At 65.6% G+C, this 15316-nt stretch carries 10 protein-coding genes, 1 pseudogene and 1 riboswitch; of the genes and pseudogenes, 6 read left to right on the plus strand and 5 right to left on the minus strand.

What is annotated here, in order from left to right; translation table 11 throughout:
* On the plus strand, window positions 1-1044 hold the full coding sequence (locus AC1DT7_RS22260) for a cation diffusion facilitator family transporter (protein ID WP_478038366.1): 1044 nt from the start codon (window positions 1-3) through the stop codon (window positions 1042-1044).
* 742 nt (window positions 1045-1786) lie between these two features.
* Here the strand turns inward: AC1DT7_RS22260 and AC1DT7_RS22265 are convergent.
* The gene (locus AC1DT7_RS22265) at window positions 1787-2800 is read right to left on the minus strand and encodes a polyprenyl synthetase family protein (protein ID WP_478038367.1); all 1014 of its coding nucleotides are present in this window, start codon (window positions 2798-2800) and stop codon (window positions 1787-1789) included.
* A 126-nt stretch (window positions 2801-2926) separates the two neighbouring features.
* On the opposite strand from AC1DT7_RS22265, the gene AC1DT7_RS22270 reads away from it, so the two are divergent.
* The 5 genes from AC1DT7_RS22270 to AC1DT7_RS22290 all read left to right on the plus strand — a co-directional run bounded on the left by AC1DT7_RS22270 (window position 2927) and on the right by AC1DT7_RS22290 (window position 10414).
* Window positions 2927-3211, plus strand: a complete 285-nt coding sequence (locus tag AC1DT7_RS22270) for a chorismate mutase (protein WP_478038368.1) — start codon at window positions 2927-2929, stop codon at window positions 3209-3211.
* A 90-nt stretch (window positions 3212-3301) separates the two neighbouring features.
* Window positions 3302-4861, plus strand: a complete 1560-nt coding sequence (locus tag AC1DT7_RS22275) for an MFS transporter (RefSeq protein ID WP_478038369.1) — start codon at window positions 3302-3304, stop codon at window positions 4859-4861.
* Between the two features lie 147 nt (window positions 4862-5008).
* A complete protein-coding gene (locus AC1DT7_RS22280) occupies window positions 5009-7030 on the plus strand; it encodes a multicopper oxidase family protein (RefSeq protein WP_478038370.1) in 2022 nt (673 codons plus the stop codon).
* A 336-nt stretch (window positions 7031-7366) separates the two neighbouring features.
* A riboswitch (cobalamin riboswitch) is annotated at window positions 7367-7597 on the plus strand.
* A 113-nt stretch (window positions 7598-7710) separates the two neighbouring features.
* Window positions 7711-10020 (plus strand): 5-methyltetrahydropteroyltriglutamate--homocysteine S-methyltransferase, encoded by a 2310-nt coding sequence (gene metE / locus AC1DT7_RS22285; protein WP_478038371.1) that lies wholly within the window; start codon window positions 7711-7713, stop codon window positions 10018-10020.
* A gap of 16 nt (window positions 10021-10036) precedes the next feature.
* Window positions 10037-10414 (plus strand): acyl-CoA thioesterase, encoded by a 378-nt coding sequence (locus tag AC1DT7_RS22290; RefSeq protein ID WP_478038372.1) that lies wholly within the window; start codon window positions 10037-10039, stop codon window positions 10412-10414.
* Between the two features lie 37 nt (window positions 10415-10451).
* On the opposite strand, the gene AC1DT7_RS22295 is transcribed toward AC1DT7_RS22290, so the two are convergent.
* From AC1DT7_RS22295 to AC1DT7_RS22310, 4 genes and pseudogenes are all read right to left on the minus strand, one after another.
* A complete protein-coding gene (locus AC1DT7_RS22295; protein ID WP_478038373.1) occupies window positions 10452-11732 on the minus strand; it encodes a hypothetical protein in 1281 nt (426 codons plus the stop codon).
* Window positions 11733-11984: 252 nt separating this feature from the next.
* The gene (pnp, locus tag AC1DT7_RS22300) at window positions 11985-14360 is read right to left on the minus strand and encodes a polyribonucleotide nucleotidyltransferase (RefSeq protein ID WP_478038374.1); all 2376 of its coding nucleotides are present in this window, start codon (window positions 14358-14360) and stop codon (window positions 11985-11987) included.
* Window positions 14361-14580: 220 nt separating this feature from the next.
* On the minus strand, window positions 14581-14850 hold the full coding sequence (rpsO, locus tag AC1DT7_RS22305) for a 30S ribosomal protein S15 (protein ID WP_465171664.1): 270 nt from the start codon (window positions 14848-14850) through the stop codon (window positions 14581-14583).
* Between the two features lie 14 nt (window positions 14851-14864).
* Window positions 14865-15316 (minus strand): annotated as a pseudogene (locus tag AC1DT7_RS22310) (tRNA pseudouridine(55) synthase TruB); the annotation flags it as partial.

Raw genomic sequence — 15316 nt, forward strand, 5'->3', positions numbered from 1 at the left:
GTGGTTGCCCATAGCCATCATCAGGGTCGTTCGCACGACCACGCACACGACCATGACCATTCGGACGGGGATGGGCATTCGCACGGGCAGGGCCGTGGGCACAGTCACGGGCATAGTCATGGTCACGGGCATCACGGCCATTCCCACGCGCCGGCATCGGGGCATGACAGCGCGTTTGCCATCGGCATCGCGCTCAATCTCGGCTTCGTCGTGGTCGAGGCGGTCTATGGCTTCATCGCCGATTCGGTCGCACTGCTGGCGGATGCCGGGCACAATCTGTCCGACGTGCTGGGGCTGGCGGTCGCCTGGGGCGCGGTCGCGCTCGGGCGGCGGGCCGCGTCGAAGCGCTTCACCTATGGGCTGAAGGGGACGACGATCCTCGCCGCGCTGACCAATGCGCTGCTGCTGCTGGTCGCCCTTGGGGCGGTCGTGCTGGCCGCGGCGCAGCGCATGGCGGTGCCGGCGCCGGTCGATGGCGAGACTGTCTCGATCGTCGCCGCGATCGGCATCGTCGTGAACGTCGCGACCGCGCTGCTGTTCGTGCGGGGCAGCAAGAACGACATCAACATCCGCGGTGCCTTCATGCACATGGCGGCCGATGCGGCGGTCTCGGCGGGCGTGGTGGTCGCGGGGATCGCCATCATGCTGACTGGCGAGCTGTGGATCGACCCGATCGTCAGCATCGCCATCGCCGCGCTGATCTTCTGGCAGACCTGGGGCTTGTTGCGCGAATCGGTCGAGATGTCGCTCGGCGCGGTGCCGCGCGGTATCGATTACGACAAGGTGCGCATGTCGCTGCGCACGCTGCCCGGCGTTGCGCGGGTCCATCATGTGCATATCTGGCCGATGAGCACGACCGAAACGGTGCTGACCGCGCATCTGGTGATGCCCGACGGCCATCCCGGGGATGCCTTTCTGGGCGAGGCGCAGGAGATGCTGAAGGACCGCTACGACATCGGTCACGCGACACTGCAGGTGGAGATCATCGGCAGCGAGGGCGATCAGCTGCCTTGTGCACCGGTGCCGGAGACGCACCGGCACTGAGTTGTAGTTTCGCTGATCAAAACTGCCATTGGTGGCCGATAATCGATTTGCTCGGCCTAGGCTGGCGCTGGTTCTTCAACTTGTCTTTGCCGTTACATCATCACCCAATGTAGTGAGGCGTCTAGAGGTGATCGGGCTCATAGGAGTCTGCGCTTTGGGGGAGTGGTTATGCGAAGGCTCGCGCTGGGTGGCGTACGCTTGATCCTATGCCTGATCCTGGTCGGCACTCTTTCCTCGGCCGTGGCGGTAATCTGCACACGAGTTTTGCTGAATAGAGCCAGCGAACAGGCAGAACGTTTCAGCTCAAATGAGCTTCGCTGCCTGAATTATTGGACGGTCAGAAGCGCCATAGCCGATTCACATCATGAGTTCGAGAGCGGGCGATATGGGTTGATTCAGGTAGTCGCGGGCATCGATCCCGGTCTGGAATATGAAATCCCCGGGCTCCGACGAGGCGCTAAAGCGGTTATTCGGGCCGACTATCCGCTGCATGGTCCGGAGTTGCTCGACCCTCCGATCAGAACACTTGTCACCCCAAAGCCGAGCTGCAACCCGGTTTCATATGCTTCGGACTATAATTTCACGATGCTTGGGTTGCTCGGCCGCGGACACGACGCCGAAATAAGGGCCGTCAGTCCAGAGTTACGGGGAAAACCTGTCGCTCGAACCGTTGTCAAACCTCGATAGCTCCTCCATTCGTTCGGTCGCTACGCGGCTCGAACAACTGGATGAAGCTGGCTCTTCAATAAGCCCGCGCCACCGCGAATTCGACGGCTTCGACCATCGCGTCCTTGGCCTGGCTTGGTGCGAAGCTGCCGATCGCGTCGATGGCGCGCTGGCCGTAGTGGCGGGCGCGGGCGAGTGTGTCGTCGACCGCGCGGGTCGCCCGGATCAGCGAGACGGCGTGCGCGAAATCCTCGTCGCCCGATCGGTGGCCCTCGATCGCCGCCTTCCAGAACACCCGATCCTCGCTGCTGCCGCGAGCATAGGCCAGGATGACGGGCAGGGTGGATTTGCCCTCGCGGAAATCGTCGCCCGCATCCTTGCCCATCGTGCCCGCGTCCGAGACATAGTCGATCGCGTCGTCGACGAGCTGGAAGGCGATGCCGAGATTGCGGCCATAGGCGTCGAGCGCTGCTTCCTCCGCCTCGGGGCGTTCGGCGACCACCGCGGCGATGCGGCAGGCGGCAGCGAACAAAGCGGCGGTCTTTGCGCCGATGATGTCGAGATAGCGTTCCTCGCCGATATCGATGCGGCGGGCGGCAGTGAGCTGATTGACCTCGCCCTCGGCGATGATCGCGCTGGCGCCGGACAGGATCTTCAGCACCTTCAGGCTGCCGTCCTCGACCATCAGCTCGAACGAACGGCTGAACAGGAAATCACCGACCAGCACGCTGGCCGGATTGCCCCAGATGAGGTTGGCAGTGCGCTTGCCCCGGCGCAGGTCGGACCCGTCGACCACATCGTCGTGCAGCAGTGTGGCGGTATGGATGAACTCGACCGCTGCCGCCAGGCGGTGGTGCCGCGCGCCGGTATAGCCGAGCAGCCGGGCACTCGCGAGCGTCAGCATCGGGCGCATGCGCTTGCCGCCGCCGGCGATCAGATGGCCCGCCAGTTCCGGGATCAGCGGGATATCCGACTGCATGCGCGACAGGATCACCGCGTTGACGAGGTTGAGGTCGCCGGCGACCAGTTGCACCATCGGTTCGAGCGACGGCTGGCGCTGAGTGTCGAGGCGGTGGATCGTGGCGCTCATGGTGCGAGCGATGTGGCCGCATGACCGGGTAAAGGCAAGCCTTAGCACGCCCGAATCCGGCCTTTCGGGGTTGCGCGGGGCGCGGCGCATCAGCAAAAGGCGCGGCGAACTGGTGAGGATGGCCTTGTGACCGACGAAACGCTCAGCGGCTATCGCCAGAGCATCGACAATATCGACGCGGCGCTCGTCTTCCTCCTGGCCGAGCGGTTCAAGGTGACTCAGGCGGTCGGCCGCTACAAGGCGGTATCCGGGCTGCCCCCGGCCGATCCGGGCCGTGAAGAGGCGCAGATCGCCCGGCTGCGCGGACTGGCCAAGCAGGCCGATCTCGACCCCGATTTCTCCGAGAAGTTCCTGCGCTTCATCATCGACGAAGTGATCCGCCATCATGAGCGGGTGCGCGACGGCGGCTGACCTGCTGCCTCCGGGCATGGCCAGCAGCGACTGACGACGCTATCCCGGTCCCCGGGGAAGCGCCGAGAACGGCGGCGTAAAGGGGATAGCATGTCCGGACGCGCAAGCAGCCTATCCGATCGCCAGGCGCTCTGGGCGTTCATGCTCGGCTGCGTCATGGTCACGGGCGGGGTGCTGCTCCATTTGCCGATGTTTCTGATGGCGCGGGGTATGGGCTATCGCATGGCCGGCATGCCGATGGATTCGGGCATGATCTTCGGCATGTTCCTGATCGTCGCCGGCGTGATCGTCGCTGCGTACGGCCTGTTGCCGCGCAACCTTGCGGCACAGCGCGCCGCGGCGGAGGAGATCACCGTTGCCGCGCCCGAGGACGCGGTGCTCGGCTGGGCACATTGGCGTCTGATGATCGTGCTGGTCGTCGCGCTGGTCATCGATGTGATGAAGCCGGCCTCGCTCGGCTTCACCGTGCCCGGCATGATCGGCGAATATGGCGTGCCGCGATCGACCGTGTCGCTGGTGCCGTTCTTCGCGCTGATGGGCACGGTCGTGGGATCGGTCGTGTGGGGCGTGATCGCCGACATCTATGGGCGCAAGGCGTCGATCCTGCTGTCGGCGGTGATGTTCGTCGGCACCTCGATCTGCGGGGCGATGCCCTCGCTCGCCTGGAATATCGGCATGTGCTTCATGATGGGCGCGGCGGCGGGCGGCATGTTGCCGGTGACCTATGCGCTGCTCGCCGAGATGATGCCCAACCGGCATCGCGGCTGGAGCCTGGTGCTGGTCGGCGGGCTCGGCGCGGTTGGCGGCTATTTCGCGGCGAGTGGGCTTTCGGCGGTGCTTCAGCCGATCTTCGGCTGGCGCATTCTTTGGCTGGCCAATCTACCGACCGGCCTCAGCCTGATCCTGCTCGGCGCGCTGATCCCTGAATCGGCCAAGTTCCTGCTGTCGCGGGGCCGGACGGTGGAGGCGGAGGCGGTGATGCGGCGCTTCGGCGCGACCGTGCGGCGCGGGCCGGCGCCGGTGGCGAGCGGGGTGAGTCACGGGCCGCTGACGGGCAGGCGAATGATCGGCAAGCTGGCCGCGCTCACCGTCGCGGCGCTGACCTGGGGCCTGATCAATTTCGGCCTGCTGCTGTGGCTGCCGACCGATCTGGTCGCCAAGGGCTATTCGGTCGCCGTGTCGAGCCGGCTGCTGGCGGAAAGCTCGCTGATCGCCTTTCCGACCGTGTTCGTCGCCGCGCTGATGTACAGCCGGTGGAGCACCAAATGGTCGCTCGTCACGATGATCGGGGTGACCCTGGCGGGCCTGCTCGGCGTGCTGCGGCTCGAACTGGCCGGGACGGGCAGCCCTGTGCTGCCGGTCGCGCTGCTGATCGTCGGATCGAACGGCATCCTCGCCATCCTGCTGCCCTATACCGCCGAGAGCTTCCCGTTGCGCGTGCGGGGCAGGGCGACCGGCTGGGTCGCCGCGTGCACCAAGGCGGGCGGGCTGTTCGCACAGGGGCTGAGCATCGCAGCGATGATCCCGTCCATGGGGCTGGCCGCGGCGATCATCATGGCGCCGGCAATGGTGGCGCTCGGGCTGGTCGCCTGGTTCGGACGCGAGACTCGCGGCGGAGATCTGCGCGACCTGGAGGGTGCTGCCGGGTAGCGGCTTTGCTCCGATCCGGCCGAGATTGAACCGGAAGTGGGTTCGTCCCTGCTCGACCTTGCGGCCGATGCGGCGCAGATTGGCCCTATTACAGCGTTTCAGACAATCGGGGGTCGGATCATGACATGTTTCCGGGCGAGCACACGCGTGCGTGCCTCTCTCTTGGCGTCCATTGGGCTTGCTGCCTTCTCGACACCGCTCGCCGCACAGACGGCCGAGCGCGAGCTGGGCAATCCGCGCCTGCTCGCGCCCGAGGCGCAGGGCGTGCCGGTGGCCGAAAAGCTGGTGCTGGCGGCGGTGCCGACCGCGCCCGGCGTGGCGGGGCATGAAAGCGTGCTCGACCTCGACGTGGTCTATACCGACGGGCAGATCTTCAACCCGGCGACCGGGCTTTATGACAAGGTCCGCCTGCGCAGCTATAACGGCACCGACGTCAGCCCGACCACGCCCTATGTCTCGCCGACGATCGAGGTGAAGCCGGGCGACACGATCCGGGTCAATCTCAACAACAAGCTGCCGGCCGATCCGAGCTGCGGGCCGATGACCGGGCACATGCCCAACAAGCCGCATTGCTTCAACGGCACCAATCTCCACACGCACGGCCTGTGGGTGAATCCGTCGGGCAATGGCGACAATGTGCTGCTGTCGATCAACCCCGGCGTCAGCTTCCAGTATGAATACAACATCCCGGGCGACCATCCGTCGGGGACCTTCTGGTACCATACCCACCGCCACGGCTCGACCGCGCTTCAGGTGTCGAGCGGCATGGCGGGCGCGCTGATCGTCCGCGGCGACCGCCTCCCCACGGCGACGGCGCATGGCGATATCGACACGCTGGTGAAGGGCATGCCCGAGCGGGTGATGGTGATGCAGCAGATCCAATATGCCTGCCGCGAGCCCGACAAGAACGGGAAACCCGGCCCGATCAAGCTGAACGCGGACGGCACCTATCGCTGCGATACCGGCGATGTCGGCAAGATCGAGGCTTATGATCTGTTCGGCGGCGGCAAATGGGGCAAGACGGGCCGCTACACCTCGATCAACGGCGTGGTGCTGCCCAGCTTCCATGCGAAGCAGGGCCAGATCGAGCGCTGGCGCATGATCCATGCCGGGGTGCACGACACGATCAGCCTGACCCTGGTGAAGATGAAGCCCAAGGCGCAGCTTGCCGCCACGCTGAGCGAGGCAGCCGAGAAGAAGTTCATCGCGCAGAGCTGCACTGGCGCGGCGGTCCCTTATCATCTGGTTGCGGCTGACGGGCTCACCATGGGTGCGGCGCAGGCGACCAAACTCGCGACCTTCCAGCCGGGCTATCGCTTCGACGCCCTGGTCGTCTTCCCCGAGGCAGGCGATTATTGCGTGATCGACGCGTCCTCGCCGGGTGCAGGATCGGTCAACGGCGATACGCCGGGCCCGCAGCTGATGGGGACGGTGAGGGTCGAGGCCGGCACGGCGGTGCCCGATATCACTGCCTATGTGACCGACGCGCTGGTCGCGCGCGCCCAGGCCGCCATGCCGCCCGCCGTCCAGCCGGCGGTCGTCGCCGACCTGAAGGCCGGTCTGAAATTCACCCAGTTCACGCCGCATCCCGACATCGAGGAGAGCGAGACGAAAGGCCGGCCGCCGCAGGAGCTGACCTTCTTCATCGACACCAGCGACAAGAACAACACCAAGTTCGAGGTCGGGAACACGCTGAAGACCGAGGATACGGAGGCCTATGATCCGAACCGGATCGATCGCAAGCTGGTGCTCGGCACGGCGGAGGAATGGGTGATGCAGTCGCATCTCGGCAGCCATCCGTTCCACATCCACGTCAATCCGTTCCAGATCGTCTCGATCACCGACCCGAGCGGCAAGGACGTCAGCGCGCCCGGATCGATCGACGATGCGGACGGCGGCAAGATCGATCCGCAATATGCCGGGCTGAAGGGGGTGTGGAAGGACACGCTCTGGATCAAGGGCCTGGCGCCGACCGTTCCGAAGGGCTTCTACACGGTCAGGGTGCGGACGCGGTACCAGCGCTATATCGGCGAGTTCGTGATCCACTGCCATATCCTCGACCATGAGGATCAGGGCATGATGCAGAATGTCGCGGTGGTGCTGGGGCAGGGCGAGACCGGCCTCCACGCGGCCGAGGGCGCCAAGCCGATGGAAGGCATGCACCACTGAGGGGGCTGTCGGCCTTCCCATCCACACCCCGTCATGCCGGACTCGTTCCGTCATCCATTCCGCGGCTGGGTAAGACGCCAGAGCTTTGGCGGTGCGCTTGCGGCTCGATGGACCCCGGAACGAGTCCGGGGTGACGGTTGGTGGCGTATGTCTGTGACAAAAGTCCCGGTGGATTCTGCTGCCTCTGTTGGAACTCCACGAGCGGAAACGCCGCGAATCCGTGCTTTTTTTTGTTGGAGACTTTTGTCACCCCTATCGGGCCCATTCGTTGTTAGAGCATCATATAAAGATATAAAGAAATCTTTATATGTAACTTGACGCAGCGCTCTTGATGGCTATCCTCATGACTGTCGAGGTTCTTCGTCCGGGTTTCCGGGCGGAGCTAAGACGGGAAGCCGGTGACGGCGCGCACCCGTGAGGGGGCGAGTCCATTCCGGCGCTGCCCCCGCAACTGTGAGCGGTGAGCGGCGGTCCAATTCGTGTCACTGGTCCAGGCAAGGGACCGGGAAGGCCGGACCGGCGCATCGACCCGCGAGTCAGGAGACCTGCCTCGTCAGATAACGTCCTCCGGCGGGGTGTCCGGTCAGGCCGCGTGCACCACCGCGCCCTGGCTTGCCATGAGGGCGTCGGCCCGTTGCCGCGCGTCCGGCCGTCACCTGGCCCAACGCAAGGCCAAGACGATGACCATCTCTGTTGCCACTCTGGGTTTCCCCCGCATCGGCCCGCGCCGCGAACTGAAGGTCGCGCTCGAAAGCTTCTGGTCGGGCAAGTCCGGCGCCGATGACCTGACGCTTGCCGCACAGGGCCTGCGTGCCGCCGCCTGGGCGCGGCAAAGCGCGCTCGGCGCGGACGTCATCCCGAGCGGCGACTTCTCGCTCTACGACCATGTGCTCGACATCTCGGCGATGCTTGGCGCGGTGCCTGCGCGCTATGGCTGGAGCGGCGGCAAGGTCGGCCTCGACACCTATTTCGCGATGGCTCGCGGCGCACAGGGTGCGAAAGGCCATGAGGGCTGCACCCATGCGGTCGACAGCACCGCGCAGGAAATGACCAAATGGTTCGACACCAATTATCATTACATGGTGCCGGAACTGAGCGCGGGGCAGCGCTTCGCGCTGTCGTCGAGCAAGCTGGTAGACGAATTCCTCGAAGCCAAGGCGCTTGGATACCACACGCGCCCGGTGCTGCTCGGGCCGGTGACCTGGCTGACGCTCGCCAAGGGCAAGGATGCGGCGCCGCTGTCGCTGCTCGACGCGGTGCTGCCCGTTTATGAAGAAGTGCTGGCGCAGCTCGCCCGCGCCGGGGGCGACTGGGTGCAGATCGACGAGCCGTGCCTGGTGCTCGACCTCGACGACGGTCAGCGCGCCGCGCTGAAGCAGGCGTACAAGCGCCTGTCGGTGAACGGGCCGAAGGTGATGCTGGCAACCTATTTCGGCGCGCTCGGCGATAATCTGGCGCTGGCGACCGACTTGCCGGTCCACGGGCTGCACGTGGATCTGGTGCGTGCGCCGGAACAGCTCGATGCGGTGTGGCAGCGTGCCCGGCCTGACCTGCTATTGTCGCTCGGCGTGATCGACGGCCGTAATATCTGGCGGGCCGATCTCGATGCGCTGATCGAGCGTATCGCGCCAATTGCGGCGGAACGTGACGTGATCCTCGCACCGTCCTGTTCGCTGCTGCACGTACCGGTCGATCTCGGCATCGAGACGGCGCTCGACCCCGAGGTGAAGCAATGGCTCGCCTTTGCAGTGCAGAAGATCGGCGAACTGGCGGTATTGGCTCAGGCGCTGAACGAGGGGGCCGAGTCGGTCGCCGAGCCGCTGGCGGCAGCGCGCGCCGCGGTTGAATCGCGCAAGGCGTCGCCGCTGATCCATAACCCCGAGGTCGCGACGCGGCTGGCGGCGGTCGACGCCGGCATGACGAACCGGGCATCGCCCTTTGCCGATCGCCGGACGGCGCAGCAGGCGCGGCTCGGCCTGCCGAGTTTCCCGACCACGACGATCGGCTCCTTCCCGCAGACGCAGGAGGTGCGCAAGGCGCGGGCCGCGCATATCAGGGGCGAAATCGACGATGCCGCCTATGAGCAGTTCCTGCGCATCGAGACGGCGGCGACGGTCGCGTGGCAGGAGAAGATCGGCCTCGACGTGCTGGTGCATGGTGAGTTCGAGCGCAACGACATGGTGCAATATTTCGGCGAGCAGCTGTCGGGCTTCGCCTTCACCCGGAGCGCCTGGGTGCAGAGCTATGGATCGCGCTGCGTGCGGCCGCCGATCCTGTACGGCGATGTCGCCCGGCCCCGGCCGATGACGGTCGAGTGGTGGCGCTACGCCCAGTCGCTGACGGATAAGCCGATGAAGGGCATGTTGACCGGCCCGGTTACGATTCTGAACTGGTCGTTCGTGCGCGACGACCAGCCGCGTGAGCGTAGCTGCCGCGAGATCGCGCTGGCGATCCGCGACGAGGTGATGGATCTGGAGGCGGCCGGTGCCGCAGTGATCCAGATCGACGAGGCGGCGTTGCGGGAGGGGCTGCCGCTGCGCCGGGCCGACTGGCAGGCCTATCTCGACTGGGCGGTCGAATGCTTCCGGCTGACCGCATCGGGCGTGCGCGACGACACCCAGATCCACACCCATATGTGCTATTCGGAATTCAACGACATCCTGCCGTCGATCGGCGCGATGGACGCCGACGTCATCTCGATCGAGACCGCCCGGTCGCAGATGGAGTTGCTCGATGCCTTTGCCGATTATGCCTATCCCAACGAGATCGGGCCGGGCGTGTACGACATCCACGCGCCGCGCATCCCTGCAGAAGCGGAGATGACTGAGCTGCTGACGCTCGCCGGCAGGCGCCTGCCGGCCGGACAGCTCTGGGTGAACCCCGATTGCGGGCTGAAGACAAGAAAATGGGAGGAGGTTCGCCCGGCATTGATCGCCATGGTTGCGGCGGCGCAACGGATGCGGGTACGCAATGCCTATGACGCAGCCTGACCATTCGCATCGGACCATGCCCGATACGCAGCCGGCCATCCGCGTGACCGCGCTGCCAGCCGACGCCAACGCCTATGGCGACATCTTCGGCGGCTGGCTGATGGGTCAGATGGACCTGGCCGCCGGTTCGGTCGCGTCGCGCCACGCGCGGGGCCGGGCGGTGACCGTCGCGGTGGAGGGGATCACCTTCCACCGCCCGGTCTTTGTCGGGGACGAGGTGTCGGTGTTCGCCCGGCTGGCCGAGGTCGGGCGGACCTCGATGCGGGTCGAGGTCGAGGCCTGGGCGCGCGATCGGCATGGCGAGGATTTGCGCAAGGTGACTCAGGCCGTGTTCTCCTTCGTCGCGGTCGGGCCCGATCGTCGGCCGCGGCCGGTGCCGCCTTTGGAAGCCTGACTCCGTCAGTCCCCTTCAAGAGGGGGAGTGGCCTGCGCTATCGGGAGACGGCGTTCGGAACGGTGCGGGGTTGGCGGATCGGGAGATACCTGGCCATCTCCCGGATCAGGTCGACCGCGAGGAAGCAAAGCAGGCCGTAGACGAGATACGTATATCTCGGGATCGGCTGGACCAGTACATAAGGCAGGGCGATCAGGGCTATATAGACCGCGAGATAATGATAGCCGCGCCGCTTTCGCATGACGTTCAGGGCAAGGCCGAGGATGCCCAGCGCATTCACGAACGAGATCAGGAATGATCTGATGCCGGGGAATCGGTCGTTCTGGCTGCCCTTGAATTGCCACGGCCTGGGGAAGAAGAATTCGAGATAATGGTCGGCGCAGAGCCGGAGGAATTTGGCTGGATTGTCCCGGATCCATTTCTTCGCGCCATCGCCCATTATCCGCGCATAGGCGACCTCCCCTACCGTGCGTGCGCGCAGATTGGCTTCGCGCCCGTGATAGGGATGGATCGCCTGCAGGCGTGCCCTGAAGACGGCGGCCGGATCGCCGCCCGACAGCGCCTGCTCATGATTGCCGATGGCGAGCTCGAGGCCGAAATTGCTCCGGATGGGGATTGGTTCGCCCAGGGCCCCGGCGTTGCGCACGGTCCATGGCACCATCCAGGCGGCGAAGGCGGCGAGCGTCAGCAGCGCGAAGCCGGCCAGCTGGATCATGGAGAGCCGCCGGATCGCGAAGATGGCCCAGCAGGTGCCGGCGGCCACGCCGATCGGTGGGCTGATGAAGAAGCTGAAGGAGGTAATGGCTGCCGCCCAGGCGAGCTGGCCGGTGCCGATGGCCGTGCGCCGCCGCAGCTTCAGGAGATGAATCAGGCTGAGGGCGCCGCAACAGCCGGCCAGCGCGCCTTCCCAATATCGGAAGCTGACCGTCTCTTCAGGGGCGAAGACCGGCACGAGGCACAGGATCGTGACCGCCACACGAAGCGCGACATGATCCATGTCGAGCTCCCTGAAGAGCCGTGCAAGCAGCAGGTACAGCGCGCAGGTCTGCAGCAATGCCCAGGCGGTCACGGCAAGCGCCGCCATGGGGGTGCCGGTACCGAATATCCGGAGCAGGGCGCCGGCCACCATGGGCGGAAAGGGCAGCAGGTGGGCGGTCGGCCCCATGCCGGGAAAGGCACCGGCGAAGCCATGGCCGAGCGCTAGGCTGATGGCGACGCGGGTCGCTTCGCCTGCCTCCTGGTCGCCAAGCGCAAAAAGGCCGGTGGCGCCGTGCAGCCAGAGCAGCCGCAGGATGATGGCGCCGGCAAGGACCGGCATCAGCCTCCATGGGGCTCGATCCCGGACAGGCCCGGCCGGTGAAGCCGCCGGGGAGGAGGCGGGTGGCGCTGCCATGCGCGTCATCGCGATCCTGCCATTGCCATTCTCCGTCGTCGGACAAGGCCGGTAATATGGTTTGGTTAATCGGCGGTTGCCGATCAGGGGGGCGCGGTCATCGAAGGGGCGGCCATATGAAAAAAGGGGCCCGGTTTCCCGAGCCCCTCTTCTTTTGTCCTTGTCGGACCGGATCGCTTAGTCGCGGTCGCCGGTCAGGAAGGCGGGTGCGAACTCGGGCGCTGGGCCGTCGTCGTTGCCGCCGCCCGAACGCTCGCCGCGGGGCGCGCGATCACCGCCGCCATCGCGACGCGGACCACGGCCACCGTCGCCGTCGCGGCGCGGGCCACGATCACCACGACCGCCGCCATCGCCACGCGGGCCACGGCCGCCATCGCCGTCACGGCGAGGACCGCGCGGACCACGATCGCCACGGTCGCCGCCTTCGCGGGGCTCACGGGCAGGACGGGTGTCCTCCAGCTCGGCACCGGTTTCCTGGTCGACGACGCGCATCGACAGGCGAACCTTGCCGCGCGGATCGATCTCGAGGACCTTGACCTTCACGGCCTGGCCTTCGCTCAGGACGTCGGCGACCTTCTCGACGCGCTCGTTCTTGATCTCGGACACATGGACGAGACCGTCCTTGCCGCCCATGAAGTTCACGAACGCACCGAAATCGACCAGGTTGACGACCTTGCCGTCATAGATCTTGCCGACTTCGGCTTCCTCCACGATGCCCTTGATCCAGGCGATCGCTGCATCGATCTGCGCCGAATCCGACGAGCTGACCTTGATCACGCCCTCGTCGTCGATGTCGACCTTGGCGCCGGTGGTGGCGACGATCTCGCGGATCACCTTGCCGCCGGTGCCGATGACGTCACGAATCTTCGACTTGTCGATCGTGATCGTCTCGATGCGCGGTGCGTGGGCCGACAGCTCCTCACGGGTGTGGTCGAGCGCCTTGGCCATCTCGCCCAGGATGTGCGCGCGGCCTTCCTTGGCCTGGCTCAGCGCGACGCGCATGATCTCTTCGGTGATGCCGGCGATCTTGATGTCCATCTGCATCGTGGTGATGCCCTCGGACGTACCAGCTACCTTGAAGTCCATGTCGCCGAGGTGATCCTCGTCGCCCAGGATGTCGGACAGGACGGCAAAGTCCTTGCCCTCGAGGATCAGGCCCATCGCGATGCCCGAGACCGGGCGCTTCAGCGGCACGCCAGCGTCCATCATGCTCAGCGAACCGCCGCACACCGTCGCCATCGACGACGAGCCGTTCGACTCGGTGATGTCGGAGAGGACGCGGATCGTGTAGGGGAACTCTTCCTTCGACGGCAGCACCGGGTGCAGCGCGCGCCAGGCGAGCTTGCCATGGCCGACTTCACGACGGCCCGGGGCACCGAAGCGGCCGACTTCACCGACCGAATAGGGCGGGAAGTTATAGTGAAGCATGAAGTGCTCGTAGGACAGGCCGGTCAGGCCGTCGATCATCTGCTCGGCGTCGCGCGTGCCGAGCGTGGTGGTGCAGATCGACTGGGTCTCGCCGCGCGTGAACAGGGCCGAGCCATGCGTGCGCGGGAGGAAGTGCACCATCGCCTCGATCGGGCGGATCTGGGTGGTGGTGCGGCCGTCGATGCGCTTGCCGTCCTTCAGGATGGCGCCGCGAACGATCTCTGCTTCCAGCTTCTTCATCAGCTTGCCGGCAGCCATCTGGTCCTGCGGCGCCGCGTCGGCAAAGGCAGCCTTGCCCTTGGCGCGCGCTTCGTTGAGCAGGTCCGAACGCTTGGACTTGTCGGTCACCTTATAGGCGGCGGCGATGTCCTTGCCGATCAGCTTCTTGAGCTTGTCCTTGGCAGCCGACAGGTCGGCCTGAGCGGCCATTTCCCACGGCTCCTTGGCGGCCTGCTCGGCCAGGTCGATGATCGCGTTGACGGCTTCGCGGCAGGCCTTGTGGGCGAACTGCACGGCGCCGAGCATCACGTCTTCCGACAGTTCCTTGGCTTCGGATTCGACCATCATCACGGCATCGCCGGTGGCGGCGACGACGAGATCGAGATCGCCTTCCTTGCTCTGCTCGAGGGTCGGGTTCAGGATATACTCGCCGTCGATATAACCGACGCGTGCTGCGCCGATCGGGCCCATGAACGGCACGCCGGAGATGGTGAGGGCGGCGGACGCGGCGACCATCGCGAGGATGTCCGGCTCGTTCTCGCCGTCATAGCTCAGTACCTGGGCGATGACGTTGATCTCGTTGTAGAAGCCTTCCGGGAACAGCGGGCGGATCGGGCGATCGATCAGGCGGCTGGTCAGCGTCTCCTTTTCGGTGGCGCCGCGCTCACGCTTGAAGAAGCCGCCGGGGATGCGGCCCGAAGCCGAGAATTTTTCCTGGTAATGGACGGTGAGCGGGAAGAAATCCTGCCCTTCCTTGACGGAGCGTGCAGCGGTGACCGCGCACAACACGACGGTTTCGCCAAGCGTCGCAATGACGGCGCCATTGGCCTGGCGGGCAACGCGGCCCGTTTCCAGCGTGAGGGTCTTGCCGCCCCACTGGATGCTTACGGTTTTGGTATCGAACATTTTGTTTCCTTCAACTCCGGCCGCCAAATGCGGGCCGGGGCCTATGTGCGGGCTTGACCGGCCCGCGCGGTTCGAGGTCTTTCACGGCCTCCGGACAATCAGCCGAATTGCGTCCTGTCCTTATGTCCCCTTGATCGGGGTCCAGTCTCGTTGATGAGCTGGCGGCCCCGCGTCGCGGGGTTATCTGAATACGAAAACGGCGCCCGAGGGCGCCGGTTTCTTACTTGCGAAGACCAAGCTTCGCGATGAGATCGGTGTACCGCTGACCGTCCTTGTGACGGAGATAGTCGAGCAGCGACCGACGCTTGTTGACCATCATCAGCAGCCCGCGGCGTGAATGATTGTCCTTCTTGTGGTCCTTGAAGTGCTCGGTCAGGTTGCGGATACGCTCCGTGAGGATCGCGACCTGGACTTCGGGGGAACCCGTATCGCCTTCGGCGCGGGCATGGTCCTTGACGAGCGCTTCCTTGCGCTCCTGAGTGATCGACATCGTGATCCTTTCGCTTAGAGGTTGAAACCGCGAACGACGCGGACCTCGCGGTCCAGAACTTCCACCAGAGCGACCGGAACATCGTCCGATATCGCGAAGTGAAGGCCATCGTCTGCGGCGATCCCGATCAACACCCGCCCCTGTCGGAGCAGCCCTGCCTGATCGGGGGTGAGGGATAGAGCCGGGATGTCGTCCAGCCCCGCCCTCAATGGCAGGAGTTTTTCTTCAAGGGCGCGCCCATGGCCGAGTTCGTCCAGTTTGTCCAGCGATATCGAGTCCGCGAGGGTGAACGGGCCGGCCTTCACGCGCCTGAGCATGGTGACGTGGCCGACGGTTCCGAGGGCTTTCGCGATGTCGCGCGCGAGGCTGCGGATATAGGTGCCCTTGGAGACATGGGCGGTGAGGGTGATCTCCTGGAGTTCCTCCCCGGAACGGAGCGTCGGGTCGATCGTGGCAGGGGCACGAT

Source organism: Sphingomonas sp. P3_C6, assembly GCF_056402595.1.